The organism is Pseudomonas sp. Irchel s3h17, from assembly GCF_900187505.1.
Lineage (GTDB): Bacteria > Pseudomonadota > Gammaproteobacteria > Pseudomonadales > Pseudomonadaceae > Aquipseudomonas.
Genome location: NZ_FYDL01000001.1, coordinates 212,328 through 232,192, shown reverse-complemented (window position 1 = coordinate 232,192; position 19,865 = coordinate 212,328). Strand labels below are relative to the sequence as shown.

Below are 19,865 nucleotides of genomic sequence, written 5' to 3'. Positions count from 1 at the left end.
GGCCGATGTGGCGGGCAATCGATGCCTTCAGCCGTGGTCCTGGTCGCCGATCAGGCGCTCGTAGGCGCTCGTAGGCGCTCTGGTCGAGCAGGTGGTGCATGGCGCCGGTGTCGTCGGGATGCAGGTGGAAGAACCAGCCAGCCCCCAGTGCGTCCTCGTTGACCAACTCCGGCGAGGTTTCCAGGGTGGCGTTGACATCCACCACCCGCCCATCCAGCGGCATACCGATGTTGCTGGCGGCTTTCACCGACTCCAGCACGGCCACTTCTTCGCCGGCACGGTAGGCCCGCAGCTCGGGCACCTGGACGAAGACCACATCGCCGAGTGCCTGCTGGGCAAACGGGGTGATGCCGACGGTGATCGAGCCATCGGACTCAAGACGCAGCCATTCGTGATCGACGGTAAAACGCAGGTTGCTCATATCCACTCCCCATTGTTCTGACTCGCCCGCTGCGTATGGCGGACGGCAATTGCCAGGCTTGCCCTGGTAGGAGCGAGCGTGCTCGCGATGGACGTTAACGATAACGCGTGCTTTCTGATTAAACGCGTTGCCCTTGAGTCCATCGCGAGCACGCTCGCTCCTACAGAGGTCGGCGTTCGCTTAACTGACTTGGCCTGGAAGACCAGCCTGGTTTGAGGATTAAGAGCAAGGGTGATACCAGTTCTATTTATTCGTTATAAAACAATAAGATGACGTTAATTCTTTAAGTCATATCGAACTGTTGTGTAGTGAAATCAATACAGTGGTCCGGGTACGGTCGTGGAACGGACGGGGTGCGGGCCATGGTGTCTGCGCAGCAGGTATGGGTGTTAGCTGACCCATTGCTTTCGCGGGCTCGCCCGCTCCCACAGGGGACGGGCCAGGTATCTGGGCAGGGCGGGAGAGGGGCCTGAATGAAGGGCAATGGCATCCGTGTCGAATTCGCTACGCTGTATCGATTTGCAGACGGCTGTCAGTGCTTTTCTGGAATGCCGTATTTGCGCAAGCGGGTGGCGATTGCGCTGTGGGAGGTTTGCAGGCGGGTAGCCAGTAGCCGGCTGGAGGGGTAACTGCGGTAGAGCTGTTGCAGCAGGTTGCGTTCAAAGCTTTCGACGGCATCGCCCAGGCTCCCGACTTCGTCGGCGTTCTGGTGCGCGACGGCGGTCCTGGCGATGTCCAGGTCGTCGATGTCCACCAGGGGGTTCTCGCAAATGGCGGCGGCACGGAAGATCACGTTCTGCAGTTGTCGCACGTTACCCGGCCAGCGGTTGCCCAGCAGCGCCGGGAAGGTGGCGGGGGCCAGTCGACAAGGGGGGCGCTGGATCTGCGCGCAGGCTTGCTGCATGAAGTGCTGGGCCATCAACAGGATGTCATGGCCGCGCTCGCGCAGCGGCGGCACTTGCAGGTTGAGCACGTTCAGGCGGTAGAACAGGTCTTCGCGGAAGCTGCCCTCGCTGACCATTTTTTCCAGGTCGCGGTGGGTTGCGCTGAGGACGCGCACGTTGACCCTGACCTCACGATCACCGCCGATGCGCCGGAAACAGCCATCGCTGAGAAAACGCAGCAACTTGGCCTGCAGGTAGGGTGACATTTCACCGACTTCGTCGAGGAACACCGTGCCCTGGTCCGCCAGTTCCAGCAGGCCGAGCTTGCCGCCGCGCTGGGCACCGGTGAAAGCGCCCGGGGCGTAGCCGAACAGCTCGCTTTCGGCCAGGCTCTCGGGCATCGCCGCACAGTTGAGTGCAAGGAAGGGCGCATCGCGCCGTGGGCTGATGGCATGGCAGGCGCGGGCCACCAGCTCCTTGCCGGTACCGGTTTCACCCTGGATCAGCAGCGGCGCATCCAGGGTTGCCACGCGCTGGGCCCGGGCCTTGAGGGCGCGCACTGGAGGCGAATCGCCCAGCAATGCATCGAATCCGGCAGCGTGGTCGTGGTGCAGGGCGGCCACGCATTTGGAGATGCGCGCGGGCAGGTACAGGGTCAGCAAGCCGCCGGCCAGTGCCGGGTTGCCTGACTCGCCGGCGTCGCTGATCGGCATGGCATCGAGCAGCAGCGTCTGGCCGCCCAGGCTCACTTCCCCCATGGGCAGGCGGAAGCCGCGTTCGATCAGGGTGGCTTGCAAGGACGGGTCATCGAACAGCGCGGTCAGTGGCTCACCGGCCGGTTCCCGCCCGCACAGCGCGATCAAGGCCGGATTGGCCAACAGCACATGGCCGCGGCCATCCACCGCCATGACCGGGTCGGCGCTGGCCGCCAGCAAGGCATCGAGCTGCAAGCGTCGCCGTTGCCCCGGGAGCATGTCGACCACCGTCACCGCCTGCACGCCCTGTACGCCCAGAAAGGCTTCGCGCAACTCCTCCAGGACATCGGCGTCGAGGGTCGGGGCGTCGATGTAGACGTTGGGCGGCACCATCTCGACGGCGTCCAGGTTGAAACTGCGGCGACCGAGCAGGGCCAGCACTTCCTGGGTGATGCCGACGCGGTCGATGAAGGTGACGTGGATGCGCATGGGTGGCCTGCAAGGGTGGGCAAGGGAATCTGTGTGAATCAGTATGCCGGGCCACGCTCGAGGGTGGCGAGCGTGCCGGGCGCATTATTTGCCCCGGTGGGGGGCGGCCTTGCGTGAGCAGGCGGCCAGGTCCTCGAGGAAGGCCTCGAGGATCGGCGGCGGGGCAATACCGCGCCGGGTGATGACGTCGAAGGGCGACATCAACTGCAGGCTTGCCGGTGCCAGTTGTTGCATCTCGCCGGTCTTGACCCACTGTGAGGCGAAGTGCACGGGCAGAAACCCCAGGTAGGCGCCGGAAATGATCAGGATCGCCAAGGCCTCGATGTTGTCCACGGTGGCGGCGGCCTTGCTGACGCCCAGGTGTTCCAGGTCGTACTGCTGCATGTAGCCCCGGGCGACAATCCGGCTGCTGCCGATTTCGGCCAGCAGTTCGTCGCGTTCGGCCTGGCTGCCATAGAGTGGGTGACGGCGCCCGCAATACAGGCCCAGGGCTTCCTGGTACAGCGGCGCCTGCAACAGGCCGGGCACATGGATCGGGAAGTGCCCGATGGCCAGGTGCAGGCGGCCGTCGAGCACACGCTCTTCCAGTTCGGCGGGGGTGCCGACGTACACGTTCAGGTGCACGTCATGCCCCCGGGAGACAAAACGCTGGGTGGTCCGCGGAATCGGTGAGTCCGGGTCGGTAATGGTGGTGTCGATGATCCCCAGGTTGAGCTTGCCGCTGATGTGCTGCTTGAGCACGTCGGCGTCCATGCAGAAGTTCTCCACTGCCGAGAGCAGGCGCTGGGTCGCTTCATGGATGGCCACGCCTTGCTCGGTCAGGCGAAAGCCGCTGCGCCCGCGTTGGCAGAGCTTGACCCCGAGCCGGGTTTCCAGATGCGTCATCTGTTCGCTGATGGTCGACTGGCCGGCATTCAACGCCGCCTGTGCGGCGGAAAAGCCCCCGCACCTGACAATCGTGGCAAACACCCTGAGCAACTTCAGATCGACATCGTGCAGCTGGATCACCTTGGACCTCCTGCGTGTGGATGCATCGGCAATGCCGATATGAGTATCTGATGTTTAGCATTTTTTCCACGAAAACCTGCGCCCATAGTCACTCCAACGGCGGTCGCCTTGCAGTCCGCCTGGCCGATAACAAGAAGTGGAGAGGCTAGAAATGTCGAACAATGGTTATGAATCCGGTCGTCTGAACCTGCCATTCGTGGGGCACTGCACCTTTGGCAAATCCCCGGTGTGCACCGATTGGGATGCGCTGGATGCCGACGTGGCGGTCCTTGGCGTGCCCAATGACATGGGCACCCAGTGGCGCTCCGGCGCACGCTTCGGACCACGGGGGATTCGCGAGGCATCGACGCTGTTCTCCTTCGGTCACGCCGGCGCCTATGACCACGAAGATGACGTGATGTACCTCACCGCCGCCGACGTGCGCATGGTGGACGTTGGCGATGCCGATATCGTGCACACCGACATGGCCACCAGTAACGCCAACACCGAATACGCGGTGCGCAAGATTCTCGATGCCGGCGTGATGCCGGTGGTGCTCGGAGGCGATCACTCGGTACACGCCCCGGTGATCAAGGCGTTCGAAGGTCGCGGGCCGATCCACATCATCCACTTCGATGCACACCTGGACTTCGTCGACGAGCGTCACGGCGTGCGCTACGGCCATGGCAACCCGCTGCGTCGCGCCTCGGAAATGAACCACATCGTCGGCATGACCCAGATGGGCATTCGCAACGTGTCGTCCTCCAACCGCGATGACTACGAAGCGGCCCACGAGGCCGGCTCGAAGATCCTCTCGGTGCGCGATGTGCGCCGCCTCGGCGTCGAAGGCGTGCTGGCGCTGATCCCGCAGAACATCAACTACTACATCACCATCGACATCGACGGCTTCGACCCATCCATCGCCCCCGGCACCGGCACCCCGAGCCACGGCGGCTTCCTGTACTACGAAGTGCTGGAAATCATCCAGGCCCTGGCCAAGCGCAGCCAGGGCAACATCGTCGGCATGGACCTGGTGGAGGTCGCCCCGGTCTACGACCCAAGCGGCATGACTTCGATCCTCGCTGCCCAACTGCTGCTCAATAGCATCGGTTTCATCTTCCACGAGCGGGCCAAGGTGCGCGCGGCCGAGAGTGAAGCCACCCCGGCCTGATCAAGGACCGGATCGATCATCGAAACCACAGTGACCCGGCAGCCCCTGACTGCCGGGCAGAGAGAATAAAAATGGACACGATCGTCAAGCAGTACCTGCAGAAATTCGGCGTCAGCGAAGCCACCCAGACCTTCCTCGGCAAGGTCCAGAAGATGTTCATCGCAGGCCAATGGGTCGAGGCCTGCGACGGACAGACTTCCGACGTCATCGAGCCATCCACCGAGGGCTTGATCACACGCATTCCCATGGGCACCACCGAGGACCTGGATCGCGCCGTGCAAGCTGCCCGTGCCCAGTTCGACGGTGGCGCCTGGCGCCAGGCCAAACCCGCCGAACGCGAGCGGATGATCCAGCGCCTGGCCGACCTGATCGAAGCCAACGCCGCTGAGCTTGCCGAAATCGAATCGATCGACATGGGCAAGTCAGCGGCCTTTGCCCGGGACGTCGATATCCAGGGCACGGTCGATACCCTGCGTTACTTCGCCGGCTGGGCCACCAAGCTGCACGGGCGCACCGTCGAGCCCTCGCTGCCAGGCAACTACCTGGCCTACACGCGCAAGGAAGCGGTGGGGGTGGTCGGTGCCATCGTGCCCTGGAACTTCCCGTTGCAGACCATGGCCTGGAAGCTCGGTGCCGCCCTGGCAACCGGCTGCACCGTGGTGGTCAAGCCGGCCGAACTGACGTCGCTGTCGGCCTTGCGGTTCGCCGAGCTGGTGCAGGAAGCGGGCATTCCGGACGGGGTGATCAACATCGTCACCGGTCGCGGCAGCGTGGTCGGCGCGGCCATGGCCACGCACCCCGGCATCGACAAGCTGACCTTCACCGGCTCGACCCCGGTCGGCCGCACCGTCGGCCGTGCGGCACTGGACGTAATGAAGCGACTTACCCTGGAACTCGGAGGAAAATCACCGGTAATCGTCCTCGCCGATGCGGACCTGCCAGCGGCTGCGCAAGCGATCGCCAACGGCGTGTTCTTCAACTCGGGGCAGGTGTGCGACGCCGGTACGCGGGCCTACATCCACCGCAGTGTCTACGACGAATTCCTGCGTGAACTGATCGCCTACACACGGACGTTGAAGATGGCGCCGGGGCTGGATCCGGACTGCTTCATCAGCCCGCTGGTATCGGCGCTGCAAAAGCAGCGCGTGACCGAGTACATCGAAACCGGCAAGCAAGAGGGTGCCGAACTGGTCTACGGTGGCCAACCCGTCGATGGCCCGGGCTACTTCGTCGAGCCGACCATCTTCGCCCATTGCCGCAATGACATGCGCATCGTCCAGGAGGAAATCTTTGGCCCGGTGCTGGTGACCGCGCCGTTCGACGATGAAGAAGAGGCGCTGGCACTGGCCAATGACTCGGCCTACGGGCTGGCGGCGGCACTGTATTCCAACGACCTTGGACGCGTGCACAGCCTGATTCCGCGCTTGCGGGCAGGCTCGGTGTACGTCAATGCCCACGGCACCCTCGACCCGTCGATGCCGTTCGGTGGCTACAAGCAGTCAGGGTTCGGCAAGGACCTTGGGCCCGAACAGCTCGATTATCTGTTGGAAACCAAGGCTGTCTGGATCACGCTGCCCTGAGTCAAGGCTGACTCAATCCCTTGTAGGAGCGAGCTTGCTCGCGAAGGTCGTTAACGAAAACGCGTGCTTGCTGGTTAAACGCGGCGCATTTGCGTTCTTCGCGAGCAAGCTCGCTCCTACAGGGCCCGCAAAAGAATGCGGTTTTCTCGTCATGATCTTCCAACAATAAGAGTCCATCATGAACACTAACGCCAAGTCAGCCATGAGCGTGTCCACCCTCGATGACAAGTCAGTCGTCGAGGGGCATTCCATCGATTTCATCCCGGAGAACGAGCGTACCGACAAGCTGGCGAGCCAGGGTCCGTTCTGGTTCCTCGGCAACTTCACCTTCTTCACCATGACCATCGGCTTCGTCGGCCCCAGCGTTGGCTTGACCGCCTTGTGGACCACCCTGGCCGGCACGCTGGGCATCATGTTCGGCACGCTGTTCATGGCCTTTCACGGCTCCCAGGGCCCGCACCTGGGCCTGCCGCAGATGATCCAGTCCCGCGCGCAGTTCGGCTATCGCGGAGTGATTCTGGTGCTGTTGGCGACGCTGTTCGTGTTCGCCGGTTTCAACATCGTCAACCTGGTGTTGATGATGCAGGGCCTGCACACGCTCTTCGGTTTCAACCCCGCAGCGGTCGCCGTGGCGGTGACTATCCCGGCGGCGGTCCTGGCGATCCTTGGCCATGACTGGATGCACCGCAGCTTCAAATGGGCGTTGTGCCTGTCGATCCCGCTGTACGGCCTGGTGACCCTGGCCGTGATGATGGGGTGGGTGCCCGACGCGCCGTTGCCGGTACTCGCGGCCGGCGAAGTAGAACCCGCCCCCCTGGGCTTCAACTGGACCGGTTTTATCGCCCAGTTCGCGGCGGCGGCCAGCTACAACATCGCCTATGCCCCTTACGTGTCCGACTATTCGCGCTACCTGCCGAAGAACACCTCCAGCGGCAAACTGATTGCCGTGGTGTTTCTCGGGGCCTCGCTGTCCGGTGCCTGGATGATCTCGGTCGGTGGCTGGCTGGCCGATCACCTGCACTCCACCGACGTGCTGGTGGCCCTGGGCCAAGTGGGCAACACCGTATCGCCGCTGATGGGCACCGCGGTGGTGGTGATTACCATCCTGGCGTTCCTGCCAGTGATTGCCATGAACATCTACAGCGCGAAGCTGACCACGCTGACCTGTGTCGACTCCATCAAGCACATCGAGCCGACCCGCAGGGCGCGGATCCTGGCCATCGCGTTCGTGATCCTGCTGCAACTGGGCGTGGCCCTGAGCATCCAGAGTACCGGCAAGGGCTTGTCGGTGCTGGGTATCTACCTGGTGGTGATGCTGTACTTCCTGGTGCCGTGGACCTCGGTCAACCTCACCGACTACTTCTTCGTGCGCAAGGGCCGCTACGCCATCCCGCACTTTTTCATGCCCCACGGCAACATCTACGGCAGCTGGGGCCTGCGTGGCATCGCGGCGTACGCGATCGGCTTCATCTCGATGATCCCGTTCTTCTACATCTACGACGGCGTCGAGCAGCGCGAGGTGTATGTCGGGCCGCTCGCCAAGGCCCTGGGCAGTATCGACATCGCCTGGCTCGTCGGGCTGATCGTGTCGGGGCTGGTGTACTACTGGTTCAGCCGCTCCATCGACCTGAAGCGCGAAGAAGCGGTGATCCAGCACATCGAAACCACCTCGCCGCAATACACCACCGGTGACTCGCTGACCCAGCGCACGTCGTCCGCATTCACTGAATCGAAGGTCGGGAGATAACCATGGCCATCCAATACGACTACATCATCATCGGCGCCGGTTCGGCAGGTTGTGTGCTGGCCAACCGCTTGAGCGAAGATGCGGCCACCTCGGTGCTGGTCCTGGAATTCGGCGGCAGCGACAAGAGCGTGGTGATCCAGATGCCCAGTGCCTTCTCGATCCCGATGAACACCAAGAAGTACAACTGGCGTTACGAAACCGAGCCGGAGCCTTACCTCAACGGGCGTCGCATCCACTGTCCGCGCGGCAAGGTGCTGGGTGGCTCGTCCTCGATCAATGGCCTGGTGTACATCCGGGGCCACGCCTACGATTTCGATGAATGGGAGTCGCTCGGCGCCCAGGGCTGGGGCTACCGCAATTGCCTGCCGTACTTCAAGCGGGCAGAGAGCTATGAAGCCGGTGGCGACAGCTATCGCGGGCAAAGCGGGCCCTTGCACACCACCAACGGCAACAACATGAAGAACCCGTTGTACGGTGCCTGGGTCGAAGCCGGTGCCCAGGCTGGCTACATCAAGACCGACGACTGCAACGGCTTCATGCAGGAAGGCTTCGGCGCCATGCACATGACCGTGAAGAACGGCGTGCGCTGCTCCACGGCCAACGCCTACCTGCGCCCGGCCATGGGGCGTGCGAACCTGACGGTGATCACCAAGGCGATGACCCGACGGATCGTCTTCGAGGGCAAGCGCGCTGTGGGCATTCTCTACGACCACCAGGGCCAGACCCATGAGGTGCGCTGCAAGCGGGAAATCCTCGTGTCGGCCGGGCCGATCGGTTCGCCGCACCTGCTGCAACGTTCCGGTATCGGCCCGGCCGAGGTACTGCGCACCGCCGGGGTCGAGTTGCTGCATGACCTGCCGGGCGTCGGGGAAAACCTGCAGGATCACGCCGAGGTCTACATACAGTTCGGCTGCAAGCAACCGGTCACCCTCAACAGCAAGATGGACCCGCTGAGCAAACTGTTGATCGGCCTGCGCTGGCTGTTGTTCAAGGATGGCCTGGGCGCCACCAACCATTTCGAGGCGGGTGGCTTCATCCGGTCCGAGGAAGGGCTGCGCTGGCCGGACATCCAGTTCCACTTCCTGCCCGCGGCCATGCGCTACGACGGCAACAAACCGATCAAGGGCCACGGCTTCATGGTGCTCACCGGGCCGAACAAACCCAAGAGCCGCGGCTACGTGCGCGTGCGTTCCGCCGACCCGTACGAGCACCCGCTGATCCAGTTCAACTACCTGCAACGCGAAGAGGACCGCGAAGGTTTCCGCCGCTGCATCCGCCTGACCCGGGAGATCATCGGCCAGCCGGCGATGGATAGCTTCCGCGACGGCGAGATTGCTCCCGGCCCGCTGGTCAATACCGATGCCGAGATCGATGCGTTCGTACGCGACAACCTGGAGAGCACCTACCATCCGTGTGGCTCGTGCCGCATGGGCGAGGACGACATGGCGGTGGTCGATTCCGACCTGCGGGTACGGGGTATCGCGGGGCTGCGGGTGGTCGACTCGTCGGTGTTCCCGACGGAGCCCAACGGCAACCTCAATGCGCCCACCATCATGCTCGCCGAGCGCGCCAGCGACCTGATTCGCGGACGCCAGACGCTACCGGCCTCCGATGCACCGGTGGGGCTGGCCGATGCCTGGGAGACACGCCAGCGTACGTCGGCACCGGCGCGTAATGTGAGGGTGTGATCCCGGCGGCGTAGCCGTTCGCGGACTGCCCCGATCCTGCACACGGCCCTGGCGAGCCTTGCTCCCCAGGGCCGTTGCACGTCAGGGCATGTGGTTGGCGTTGCCGCCAGCAGGGCAGGGGTGTGCGGCTAGTTTTCGGGTGTTTGCTATAGTCAGACGGCGCTGACCAACGTAACCTTCGCCGGTTAAAGCATTCTACCCAGGAGTCCAGATATGCGAATCGTAGCGGCACTTGCCTGCACGTTCATGTTGTCCCTGACATTGCCTTCGTTGTCATTCGCCGGTTCCGATTGCGATGATGCGGGCAGTGCGAGTGAGATCAGGAACTGTCTCAAGAACAACAGTGATTATGACAACAACAACAACAACAAAGGCAAAGGCAATTGCAATGCCAACGGCAATTGCGACAAGTCCAAGAACAAGGGCAAGAACAAAGGCGATGACGATGATTACGGGGTCAGTTGCATGGACATCAACAACCTGACCCTGCGCCGTGAGTGCCTGGAAAAGCGCCGGGACTGAAAACCCGAGGTCTATCCAAGGCAACACTGGAGAGGCCACGGCGATTGCCGAGGTTTCTCCCCCTCCCAATACCGTCGATACCCTCTACCGCTGACACCTGTGCAAGCCGGGCGAACCGGCTTGCACAGGTGATTGGTCAGAGCCCCGCGCTGTGTTCGGCCACGGTCTTCGGCTTGCCGTAGTGCCATTCGTAGACCACGAACTTGAAGTCCTTGAGGTCGCCTTTCTCATCGAAGCTCAGGTCCCCGGTGGGAGTCTTGAAGGTGCCGCCATGGATCGCCTCGGCCACTTTCTCCGGGTCTTCGCTCTTGGCCGCCGCGATGGCGCCGGCAATCACTTCGACCGCCGAATAGGTGGGCAGGACAAACGGCCCGGTAGGGTTTTCCTGCTTCGCTTCGAAGGCTTGCACCAGGGCCTGGTTGGCCGGGTCCTGGTCGAAGGATTTAGGCAGGGTCACCAGCATGCCTTCCGAGGCGTTCTTGGCGATCTGCGAGATGGAGTCGTTACCCACGCCTTCAGGCCCCATGAAGCGGGCGGTGAGGCCTTTCTCCCTGGCTTGGCGCAGCAGCAGGCCCATTTCCGGGTGGTAGCCGCCGAAGTACACGAAGTCGACATTGGCCTGCTTGAGGCGGGTCAGGATCGAGGAGTAGTCGCGCTCGCCGACATTGAGGCCTTCGAACATCGCGACCTTGATGCCTTCCTTGCCGAGGATGTCGCGGACCGAGGTGGCGATGCCTTCGCCGTATTGCTGCTTGTCGTGCAGGACCGCGACGCTGGCCGGTTTCAGGCCCGTGATGTAGCGCGCCGCGGCCGGGCCCTGGGCGTTGTCCAGGCCAATGGTGCGGAAGATCATCCGGTAGCCGCGCGCCGTCAGTTCCGGACTGGTGGCGGCCGGGGTGATCATGACGATGCCTTCGTCTTCGTAGATGTCCGACGCCGGCTGGGTCGAACTGGAGCACAGGTGGCCGACCACGAACTTGATACCGTCGTTGACCACTTTGTTGGCCACCGCCACCGCTTGCTTGGGGTCGCAGGCATCGTCGTATTCCACGGCCACCAGTTGCTTGCCGTCGACGCCACCCTTGGCATTGATTTGCTCGATGGCCATGCGCGCACCGCTGAACTGCATGTCACCGTACTGCGCCACCGGGCCGGTCTTGGGGCCGGCGATGCCGATCCTGATGCTGTCGGCCGCCAGCGTATGGCAGGACAGGCCAGCGAGGATCATGGCGCTGAGCAAGCGGGTGGTGGTGTTGTTGATACGACTCATAGCGGTTCCACTCCTGTGGGTAACGATTCATAAGGGGTTGCAGGTGATTCAGCGATCCCAGGGCGCGGTGCGCGCGGGGTCGGGTTTGTAGCGCCGGATCGCCTCGGCGAGTACGCCAGGGTCGAGGCCGTCGTGGTCCACCAGGCTTTTCAAGCCGGCAATGACAATGCTGTGCCGGTCCACCTCAAAGAATTCCCTGAGGTTGTGGCGAGTATCGCTGCGCCCGAAACCGTCGGTGCCCAGGGTGGTGTAGGGCGCTTCCAGGTATTGGGCGATCAGTTGTGGCCAGGCGCGGATGTAGTCGGTAGCGGCGATCACCGGTTGGGTGCCGCCCAGGTATTTATCCAGCTGGCTGCTGCGCCGGGCGCCGCCCTGCAGGCGATTGTCGCGCTCGACTTCGCGGGCCTGGCGTGCCAGTTCGCTGAAGCTGGTGGCGCTGAACACCTCGCTGTCGATGTTCCAGTCCCGGGCCAGGATCGCGCTGGCTTCGATCACCTCCCGCAGGATGGTCCCGGAGCCCAGCAGCCGCAGGCGAATCCGCGAAGCTTGCGGGCTGCTGCTCGAATAGCGGTACAGGCCGCGCAGGATATCGCCGTGCCGGTCGGCATCGATCGATGGCTGGGGGTAGTTTTCATTCATCACCGCCACGTAGTGGAACTCGTCGCACTGTTCCTCCAGCAGGCGGCGCGCGGCGTGGTCGAGGATCACTGCCAGTTCCCCGGCAAAGCACGGGTCCCAGGCGCGGCAGTTGGGCACCATCGAGGCCATCACCAGGCTGGAACCGTCCTGGTGCTGCAAGCCTTCGCCGCCCAGGGTGGTACGGCCGGCGGTTGCCCCCAGCAAAATGCCCCGGGAGCGCTGGTCGGCGGCGGCCCAGATCAGGTCGCCGACCCGCTGGAAGCCGAACATCGAGTAGTAGATGTACACCGGCAGCATCGGCTCGCCATGCACCGAATAAGAGGTGGCCGCCGCGACCCAGGACGACAGGGCGCCGGCCTCGGTGATGCCTTCTTCCAGCAACTGGCCATTGCGTGATTCGCGATAAGACAGGATCGAACCGCTGTCTTCCGGCTCGTACAACTGCCCGTGGGGCGAGTAAATGCCGATCTGCCGAAACAGGCTGGCCATGCCGAAGGTACGCGCTTCGTCGGCGACGATCGGCACCACCCGCGGCCCCAGTTGCGGGGCTTTGAGCCAGGCGGTGAGCAGGCGCACGGCGGCCATGGTGGTCGACATCTCCTTGCCCTGGGCCTGCAAGGCAAAACCGCCGGTGACGTCCAGCGGCGGCACCGGGATGGTTGGCGCCTGGTGCTTGCGCGCCGGCAATGGCCCGCCCAGGGCTTGGCGCCGGGCATGCAGGTAGCGCATTTCCGGGCTGTTTTCCGGCGGACGATAGAAACGCAGTTGCTCAACGTCCTCATCCGTCAGCGGCAGATGGAAGCGGTCACGGAAGGTCAGCAGGGCGGTGATATCGAGCTTTTTCGCCTGGTGCGCGGTCATTCGCGACTCGCCGGCGGCGCCGATGCCAAAGCCTTTCTTGGTCTTGGCCAGAATCACGCTCGGGCGGCCCTTGCAGGCCTTGGCGGCGGCAAAGGCGGCGTAGAGTTTGCGCAAGTCGTGCCCGCCGCGCTTGAGGGCGTTGATTTCCTCGGGGCTCATGTGCTCCACCAGGCGCCGGACGTTCGGGTCCTTCTGGAAGAAGTGTTCCAGGTTATAGGCGCCGTCATGGGCGCCGAGGGTCTGGAACTCACCGTCGGGGGTCGCCGCCAGGCGCTTGAGCAGCACATGTTCGGTGTCGCGGGCGAACAGCGCATCCCACTCCGAGCCCCACAGGACTTTGATCACGTTCCAGCCAGCACCGGCGAACAGCGCTTCCAGTTCCTGGATGATCTGGCCGTTACCGCGCACCGGGCCGTCGAGGCGCTGCAGGTTGCAATTGACGATGAAGGTCAGGTTGTCCAGTTGCTCCCGGGCGGCCAGGGACAGGCCGGCGATGGATTCCGGCTCGTCCATCTCGCCATCGCCGAACACGCCCCAGACGTGGCGCCCATCGGTCTGCTTCAGGCCACGGTGCTGCAAGTAGCGCATGAACCGCGCCTGGTACACCGCGCTGATGGGGCCGATGCCCATGGACCCGGTGGGGAACTGCCAGAAGTCCGGCATCAGCCACGGATGAGGGTAGGAGCACAGGCCGGGGCCGTTGATTTCCTGGCGGTAGTTGGCCAGTTGCTCTTCACTCAGGCGTCCTTCGAGAAACGCCCTGGCATACACCCCGGGCGCCGAGTGCGGCTGGAAAAACACCAGGTCGGCGTTACGCTGGCCGTTGTCGCCATCCCCACGGAAAAAATGCTGGAACCCCACCTCGAAGATTTCCGCCGCCGAGGCGTAACTGGCGATATGCCCACCCAGTTCGCCATAGGCCTGGTTGGCGCGAACCACCATGGCCAGGGCGTTCCAGCGCACTAACCCGGTGATGCGCTCTTCCAGCGGCAGATCACCGGGGTAGGTGCCCTGTTGCTCCAGGGACAGGGTGTTGCGGTAGGCGGAAAAGGCCTGGGCCTCGCGGCTGATACCGTGTTCGCTGGCATATTCCTCCAGGCGCTTGAGCAGGTAGCGGGCGCGCTCCGGGCCGCAGGCGTCGAGGGTGGAGCCCAGGGCGTCGAGCCATTCCCGGGTTTCCTGCGGGTCCTGGTCACTGAAGTCGCTGTCGTTGTCGGGGTAAGCCATGGCCATTTTCAACCTCCCTCACGCGCACACATCAAGGGCCTGGGCGACGTCGGCAAGCAAGTCGGCGCAGTCTTCCAGGCCTACCGACAAGCGTACCAGCCCCTCGGCAATACCGTGGCGGGCGCGTTCTTCAGGGGTGTAGGTGGAGTGGGTCATGCTGGCCGGGTGCTGGGCCAGGGATTCGGCGTCCCCCAGGCTGACGGCGCGGCTGAACAGTTGCAGGGCGTTCATGAAGCGCTTGCCGGTGGGCAGCCCGCCCTTGAGTTCGAACGCAATCATGCCCCCCGGCAACTTCATTTGCCGGGCCGCCAGCTCGTACTGGGCAAAGGAGGGCAGGCCGGGGTACGTCACCGACTCGACGGCAGGGTGTTCCTGCAAGAACCGGGCAATCACCTGGGCGTTGCTGCAATGGCGCTCCATGCGCAACGACAGGGTCTTGAGCCCGCGCATCAGCAGGAAGGCGTCCTGGGGCGACATCACGGCACCGGTCAGGTCCTTGAGCCCTTGCAGGCGAATGCGGCTCGCCAGTGCCTGGCTGCTCACCACGATGCCGGCGGTGATGTCGCCATGGCCGCTGAGGTACTTGGTGGCCGAATGCACCACCACGTCGGCGCCCAGGTCCAGCGGTCGTTGCAGGTACGGGGTGCAATAGGTGTTGTCCACCACCAGGGTGACGTCCGGGTGATGGCGGGTGAGCCCGGCCACCGCGGCGATATCGACCAGTTGCATGTTCGGGTTGGCCGGCGACTCGAAATAGACCATGCGCGTCGCGGGCCCGATGGCATCGCGCAACTCGGCCAGGTTGGCCATGTCGACATGGCGCACCTTGATGCCAAACTCGCCGATGCCGTGGTGCAGCAGGGCGAAGGTGCACCCGTACAGGGTGCCATTGACGATGATCTCGTCGCCGGGGCGCAGCAGGCTCCAGAAGGTCGCGGCAATCGCCCCCATGCCGGAGCTGAAGGCTACCGCGGCCTCGCCATTTTCCAGGGTGGCCATGCGTGACTCCAGCAGCGCCAGGGTCGGGTTGGAGATGCGGGTGTAGAAGTGCCCGGGCTCTTCGCCGGCAAAACACCCGGCACCGTATTCGACGGTGGGGAAGGCGAAGGTGGACGTCAGGTAGATCGGCGGGATCAGCGCGCCGTTGTTGTCCAGCGGGTTGTAGCCGTGATGGATGGCGCGGGTAGAAAAGCCAAGCTCATTGTTTTTATTGTTCATGGTCAACGCTCCCTGATTTCCTACAATGCTATGCTCAAACTCAACGCGAAAAATTCCAAAATAACCGGCGAATAAACGGTTGTTTAGAATAAACATCCCTAAAAACAAGATTGAGAGGCAAGACATGCCCCCTGGCCTGGATCGCACTGACAAGGCACTCCTCATTGCCCTGCAAGGCAATGCCCGACTGACGGTCGCCGAACTGGCCGATCAGGTTGCCCTGACCACCTCGCCGTGCTGGCGACGGGTGAAACTCCTCGAGGAGAGCGGGGTGATCACGGGCTATCAGGCGGTGCTTTCGCCCAAGGCGCTGGGCTACGGCGTCACCGCGTTTGTCAGCGTGATGATGGAGTCCCATAACCAGGAGATGGCCAGGACCTTCGAACAGCGCTTGCTGGAAATCCCGGAAATCGTCGCCTGCCACAACGTCTCCGGGCGCTACGACTTTCTGCTGGAAGTGGTGGCCAAGGACCTGGAGTCTTTCGGCGAGTTCGCGCGCGAGGTGCTGCAAACCCTGCCGGCAGTGAAGGAGATCTATTCGAGCTTTTCGTTCAAATCGGTCAAGCCGTCGCGCGTGGTCCCGGTACTGGACTGAGCACGACCGGGCCCTGGCGGGGTGCACATCCCGCGCGGCTCAGGGCATGAGGCTCGACAGCCCGCCGGCAACGCCGCAACCGACGACCACCAGCCAGGGTGGGAGTTTCCAGTACATCAGCGCCACCAAGGCAACCAGTGCCAGGCCGAAGTCTGCCGGCTGCACAATGGCGCTGGTCCATACCGGTCGATAGAGCGCGGCCAGCAGCAGGCCGACCACCGCGGCATTGATCCCGAGCATCGCCGCCTGCACGCCTTGGTTGCGCCGCAGTCGTTCCCAGAACGGCAGGACGCCGAGCACCAGCAGCAAGGACGGTGCGAAGATCGCCAGCAGGCACAGCAGGCCGCCGAGCCAGCCGGACTGCGGGCCGTGCATCGAGGCCCCGAGAAAGGCGGCAAAGGTGAACAATGGGCCGGGCATGGCCTGGGTCGCACCGTAGCCGGCCAGGAAGGTCTCGTTGCTGATCCAGCCAGTGGGGACCACCTCGGCCTGGAGCAGCGGGAGCATGACGTGCCCGCCACCGAACACCAGGGAACCGCTGCGGTAGAAGGCATCCAGCATGTCCAGGGTCGGACTGGACACAAGTCCGGCCAACAGTGGCAGGCCCGCCAGCAGGGCCAGAAAGAGGGTCAACCACAGCGCCCCCGCCCGGCGACTGACCGTGATCGGCAGCGGCTCATGCTCGCCGGCCCGTACGGGCTTGCACAGCAACAGGCCCGCGATGCCCGCGCTGGCCATCACGCCCACCTGTGCCCAGGCCGATGGCAGCAGTAGCACCAGGCAGGTCGCGGCCACCATCAATGTGATGCGGGGTACATCCGGGCAGAGGGTGCGCGCCATGCCCCATACCGCCTGGGCGACGATGGCCACCGCGACGACTTTCAGGCCGTGCAGGGTGCCGGCCGGCAGTACTTCCCCATAACCGGAAATGCCCAGGGCCAGCAGGATCAGGAACAGTGCCGAGGGCAGGGTAAAACCGAGCCAGGCTGCCAGCGCGCCGCGGTAGCCGGCCCGCGACAGGCCCAGGGCCATGCCGACCTGGCTGCTGGCGGGGCCGGGCAAAAACTGGCAGAGCGTCACCAGATCCCCATAGCTGCGCTCACTCAACCAGCGTCGGCGAACCACGAACTCCGCTCGAAAGTAGCCCAGATGGGCGACGGGGCCACCGAACGAGGTCAGTCCCAGGCGCAGGAAGACCAGAAAGACCTGCCAGGGGCTACGATCGTCGAGGTGGGTAGGGGGCATGGGCTGTTCTTCTGGAAATCATGTGGGCTGCACTGGTCATCGGGATGAGCGAAGGACTCAGGGGTTCTCTACAGCCTATCAGCGGGCAGGAATCATTCACCAGACGCCGGGGAGCAATCTCCACCGGACCTGAAGGGCATAGTCGGCATAGCCGGGCAGTTCGGCTCGCAACAACCGGTCCTCCCAGGCCGTGCGCAGGACCAGCAGTGCTGCCGCCAGCGTGGCGGGCACCAGCGCCCAGAACGAGCCCAGCGCCAGCGCCATGCCGAAGAACAGAAACAGCGCGCCGACATACCCGGGGTGCCGCACGAAGCGGTAGGGACCGCCATCAATCACCCGCTGATGCCGTTCGGACTGGATCCGTACGCCCGGCTCGAAGAATGGATTCACCGCCTGTGCCCAGCCCGTCACACCGATCCCCGCCAGCACACCGAGATAACCCGCCAGCACCGCCCAGGCCGGAACGGCCGAGGCATGAAACCGCCCGGCATCGAGGGCGGCCACCGGCAGGATCGCCACCAGGGTCGGCAGGAGAAGCGCCAGCAGGGCTTTGTCCCAGCGTTTGGTGCCCGCCTGAATCCGGCTGCGCGCACGGTAGATCACCGGGTTGACCCGGGCGAGCACCAGGGCCGACACCCCAAAGCCCAGCACCAGCACGCCGAGGAATATCCATCCTGGCCGCCAGGCGAGTGTGCCGGCGGGCAGGAAGATCAGGCCCAACAGCACCAGCGGCAGGCCGACCGCATAGGCGACGACCATGCCCGGCGACATCGGGCTCGGGTCACGGGGCTCTTCGGTGTTTGCCATGCGGCTTATCCCTCGTGATGCAGTGTTGGATCGTCATCGGTGTTGCGGCAGTTGTACTGTCAGTGACATCCGTATGACACAGATCGTTCGATCTGCAATACCGACTTCCGCCAAGGGGTGTTTTCTTCAATACAGCTGCCTGGGCCTCCTTCTACCTTGAGCGCCGGGATGTCCCCGGTTGTCTGAAGGAAGGTGTGCAATGAGTCTGATCATTTCCATGGCCGCGTTTGCGTTGGTCGCGTCGATCACCCCGGGGCCGGTGAACATTGTTGCCCTGAGTTCGGGGGCGCAGTACGGCTTCCGCGCCAGTCAGCGGCACGTGGCGGGGGCCACCCTGGGGTTTGTGCTGTTGCTGGTGTTGATGGGGTTGGGCTTGCATGAGCTGCTGGAACGCTGGCCGGCGTTGACCCGGGTGGTGCAGTTGGCCGGGGTGGCGTTTCTACTGTTCATGGCCTGGAAACTGGCGACCGATGATGGCCGTCTCGGCACCAAGGACGGGGGCAAGGCGCCGACGATGTTCTACGGGGCGCTGATGCAGTGGCTCAACCCCAAGGCCTGGCTGGCCTGTGTCGCGGGCATGGGGGCCTTTGTCGCTGACGGTGATGCGGGGCTGGTCTGGCAGTTTGCGGCGGTGTACCTGGTGATCTGCTACCTGTCGGTCGCCTGTTGGGCCTATGCCGGTACCTATTTGCGGCACTACCTGAACAATGCCGGGGGCATGCGCCTGTTCAACCGCTTGATGGCGTTGCTGCTGGCACTCAGCGCCGGCTATCTGCTGCTGCCTTAGGTGGTTTAGCCGCGATATTGCCCGGGTGTCGCGGCCAGGTGCTGTTTGAAGGCACGCTGAAAATGCGCCTGATCGGCGAACCCCGCTTGCAGCGCGACGTCGGCAATCAACTGGCCCTGGCGCAACTGGTGGCGGGCGAACTGGATGCGGTGGTTGACCAGGAATGCATGGGGCGTCATGCCGTATTGCTGCTTGAACGCGCGGATCAGGTACGACGCCGAGAGCTGCGCCGCTTCGCAGATATCCTCCAGTTTCAGCGCCTGGGTGCAGTGCTCGCGGATGTACTCGGCGGCCCGTTCGAGCTTGAAGTTGGGTTCGCGAACCAGGACCTCGGCCGGGTTGAGCAGGGTCTGTACCTCGGTAAAGAACGCCACCGTGGCACTGTGTTTTTGCAGGGTCGACGCCTGTTCGTCGAGCAGGGTGTCATACAGTCGATTGAGCCCGTCGAACATGGCGCGGTTGGCGATATGGGTGACGGTAAAACGGCGGAAGTCCAGTTCCGCGCTGAACCCCAGTTGATGCTGGAGGTCGGTCAGCCACGGCGTATCGACATACAGCATGCGGTAGGCCCACGGCTGGTCGTCGATGGGGTTGCAGGCATGGACGTCGCCGGGGTTCATCAGCACCACGGTACCGGCTGCAACTTCGAAGGCCGAGCGCTCATGCAGGTAGGTGCTGCGTCCGGCCGTGATTGCACCGATGGAGAAATGCTCGTGGGAATGCCGGGCGTAACAGACTTCTCGACCATCGGCGATGGCGCGAGCCTCGATGAAGGGCAGGGCATCATCGCGCCAGAAGCGCGGGGACGCGTCCCCAGCCTGGGTCTTTGGTCGAGGTGAAGGGCGTGTGGAAACGCCCTTGGCCTGTGCGGCATTGCGGTCTGACATGGGGTGGATTCCATTGTGCGCATCACGGCAGTGGCGTGCGTGATACGCGGGCAACGAGACGCTTGCGCCTCTTCTACACTGTAAATCGTTGTTTGAGAAGCGGGTGCCGGTGCCTCCCGGTGGTCCGGCGCGGGTGATGAGTGCA

General features: G+C 63.8%; 15 protein-coding genes and 1 pseudogene. 7 read left to right on the top strand and 9 right to left on the bottom strand.

Translation table 11 applies throughout. From position 1 onward, the window contains the following. Window positions 1–73: 73 nt before the first annotated feature. From gcvH to CKW25_RS01000, 3 genes and pseudogenes are all read right to left on the bottom strand, one after another. Window positions 74–421: pseudogene (gcvH, locus tag CKW25_RS26900) on the bottom strand (glycine cleavage system protein GcvH); the annotation flags it as partial. A 532-nt stretch (window positions 422–953) separates the two neighbouring features. Continuing rightward, entirely contained in the window at window positions 954–2,489 is a 1,536-nt protein-coding gene (locus CKW25_RS01005; protein ID WP_095077168.1) for a sigma-54-dependent transcriptional regulator, read from the bottom strand. A gap of 84 nt (window positions 2,490–2,573) precedes the next feature. Then, entirely contained in the window at window positions 2,574–3,497 is a 924-nt protein-coding gene (locus tag CKW25_RS01000; protein WP_095077167.1) for a LysR family transcriptional regulator, read from the bottom strand. A gap of 151 nt (window positions 3,498–3,648) precedes the next feature. Here CKW25_RS01000 and speB point away from each other — a divergent pair, with 151 nt between their 5' ends. From speB to CKW25_RS00970, 5 genes are all read left to right on the top strand, one after another. Next, window positions 3,649–4,647, top strand: a complete 999-nt coding sequence (speB, locus tag CKW25_RS00995; RefSeq protein WP_095077166.1) for an agmatinase — start codon at window positions 3,649–3,651, stop codon at window positions 4,645–4,647. Window positions 4,648–4,718: 71 nt separating this feature from the next. After that, window positions 4,719–6,227, top strand: a complete 1,509-nt coding sequence (locus CKW25_RS00990; RefSeq protein ID WP_095077165.1) for an aldehyde dehydrogenase — start codon at window positions 4,719–4,721, stop codon at window positions 6,225–6,227. Window positions 6,228–6,405: 178 nt separating this feature from the next. Continuing rightward, complete coding sequence (locus CKW25_RS00980) at window positions 6,406–7,974, top strand: cytosine permease (protein WP_095077163.1); 1,569 nt, start codon at window positions 6,406–6,408, stop codon at window positions 7,972–7,974. Window positions 7,975–7,976: 2 nt separating this feature from the next. Then, window positions 7,977–9,662, top strand: coding sequence for a choline dehydrogenase (gene betA, locus CKW25_RS00975; protein ID WP_095077162.1), 1,686 nt, complete (start codon window positions 7,977–7,979; stop codon window positions 9,660–9,662). Between the two features lie 213 nt (window positions 9,663–9,875). Continuing rightward, a complete protein-coding gene (locus CKW25_RS00970; RefSeq protein WP_095077161.1) occupies window positions 9,876–10,184 on the top strand; it encodes a hypothetical protein in 309 nt (102 codons plus the stop codon). A 136-nt stretch (window positions 10,185–10,320) separates the two neighbouring features. Here the strand turns inward: CKW25_RS00970 and CKW25_RS00965 are convergent, their stop codons facing one another. Genes CKW25_RS00965 through CKW25_RS00955 form a run of 3 tightly spaced genes read right to left on the bottom strand, consistent with a single transcriptional unit; the run spans window position 10,321 to window position 15,399 of the window. Further along, complete coding sequence (locus CKW25_RS00965; protein ID WP_095077160.1) at window positions 10,321–11,454, bottom strand: branched-chain amino acid ABC transporter substrate-binding protein; 1,134 nt, start codon at window positions 11,452–11,454, stop codon at window positions 10,321–10,323. 48 nt (window positions 11,455–11,502) lie between these two features. Next, a complete protein-coding gene (gene mdeB / locus CKW25_RS00960) occupies window positions 11,503–14,187 on the bottom strand; it encodes an alpha-ketoglutarate dehydrogenase (protein WP_256577892.1) in 2,685 nt (894 codons plus the stop codon). Window positions 14,188–14,199: 12 nt separating this feature from the next. Then, the gene (locus CKW25_RS00955) at window positions 14,200–15,399 is read right to left on the bottom strand and encodes a methionine gamma-lyase (protein WP_095077159.1); all 1,200 of its coding nucleotides are present in this window, start codon (window positions 15,397–15,399) and stop codon (window positions 14,200–14,202) included. Window positions 15,400–15,523: 124 nt separating this feature from the next. Here CKW25_RS00955 and CKW25_RS00950 point away from each other — a divergent pair, with 124 nt between their 5' ends. Continuing rightward, a complete protein-coding gene (locus CKW25_RS00950; protein ID WP_095077158.1) occupies window positions 15,524–15,994 on the top strand; it encodes an Lrp/AsnC family transcriptional regulator in 471 nt (156 codons plus the stop codon). 39 nt (window positions 15,995–16,033) lie between these two features. Here CKW25_RS00950 and chrA read toward each other — a convergent pair whose 3' ends face one another. Then, a complete protein-coding gene (chrA, locus tag CKW25_RS00945; RefSeq protein ID WP_095077157.1) occupies window positions 16,034–17,239 on the bottom strand; it encodes a chromate efflux transporter in 1,206 nt (401 codons plus the stop codon). Between the two features lie 96 nt (window positions 17,240–17,335). Then, complete coding sequence (locus tag CKW25_RS00940; protein ID WP_256577891.1) at window positions 17,336–18,046, bottom strand: isoprenylcysteine carboxylmethyltransferase family protein; 711 nt, start codon at window positions 18,044–18,046, stop codon at window positions 17,336–17,338. A 199-nt stretch (window positions 18,047–18,245) separates the two neighbouring features. On the opposite strand from CKW25_RS00940, the gene CKW25_RS00935 reads away from it, so the two are divergent. Beyond that, window positions 18,246–18,833, top strand: a complete 588-nt coding sequence (locus tag CKW25_RS00935; RefSeq protein WP_095077156.1) for a LysE family translocator — start codon at window positions 18,246–18,248, stop codon at window positions 18,831–18,833. A gap of 5 nt (window positions 18,834–18,838) precedes the next feature. Here CKW25_RS00935 and CKW25_RS00930 read toward each other — a convergent pair whose 3' ends face one another. Then, a complete protein-coding gene (locus tag CKW25_RS00930) occupies window positions 18,839–19,720 on the bottom strand; it encodes an AraC family transcriptional regulator (RefSeq protein ID WP_095077155.1) in 882 nt (293 codons plus the stop codon). Between the last annotated feature and the right edge of the window lie 145 nt (window positions 19,721–19,865).

Excerpts from the sequence above, each read along its gene's own strand:
- speB (WP_095077166.1), top strand. The coding sequence starts at position 3,649 with ATGTCGAACAATGGTTATGAATCCGGTCGTCTGAACCTGCCATTCGTG.
- CKW25_RS00970 (WP_095077161.1), top strand. The coding sequence starts at position 9,876 with ATGCGAATCGTAGCGGCACTTGCCTGCACGTTCATGTTGTCCCTGACA.
- chrA (WP_095077157.1), bottom strand. The coding sequence starts at position 17,239 with ATGCCCCCTACCCACCTCGACGATCGTAGCCCCTGGCAGGTCTTTCTG.
- CKW25_RS00965 (WP_095077160.1), bottom strand. The coding sequence starts at position 11,454 with ATGAGTCGTATCAACAACACCACCACCCGCTTGCTCAGCGCCATGATC.
- CKW25_RS01005 (WP_095077168.1), bottom strand. The coding sequence starts at position 2,489 with ATGCGCATCCACGTCACCTTCATCGACCGCGTCGGCATCACCCAGGAA.
- CKW25_RS00980 (WP_095077163.1), top strand. The coding sequence starts at position 6,406 with ATGAACACTAACGCCAAGTCAGCCATGAGCGTGTCCACCCTCGATGAC.
- CKW25_RS00990 (WP_095077165.1), top strand. The coding sequence starts at position 4,719 with ATGGACACGATCGTCAAGCAGTACCTGCAGAAATTCGGCGTCAGCGAA.
- betA (WP_095077162.1), top strand. The coding sequence starts at position 7,977 with ATGGCCATCCAATACGACTACATCATCATCGGCGCCGGTTCGGCAGGT.
- mdeB (WP_256577892.1), bottom strand. The coding sequence starts at position 14,187 with ATGGCCATGGCTTACCCCGACAACGACAGCGACTTCAGTGACCAGGAC.
- CKW25_RS00950 (WP_095077158.1), top strand. The coding sequence starts at position 15,524 with ATGCCCCCTGGCCTGGATCGCACTGACAAGGCACTCCTCATTGCCCTG.
- CKW25_RS00930 (WP_095077155.1), bottom strand. The coding sequence starts at position 19,720 with ATGTCAGACCGCAATGCCGCACAGGCCAAGGGCGTTTCCACACGCCCT.
- CKW25_RS00955 (WP_095077159.1), bottom strand. The coding sequence starts at position 15,399 with ATGAACAATAAAAACAATGAGCTTGGCTTTTCTACCCGCGCCATCCAT.
- CKW25_RS00935 (WP_095077156.1), top strand. The coding sequence starts at position 18,246 with ATGAGTCTGATCATTTCCATGGCCGCGTTTGCGTTGGTCGCGTCGATC.
- CKW25_RS00940 (WP_256577891.1), bottom strand. The coding sequence starts at position 18,046 with ATGGCAAACACCGAAGAGCCCCGTGACCCGAGCCCGATGTCGCCGGGC.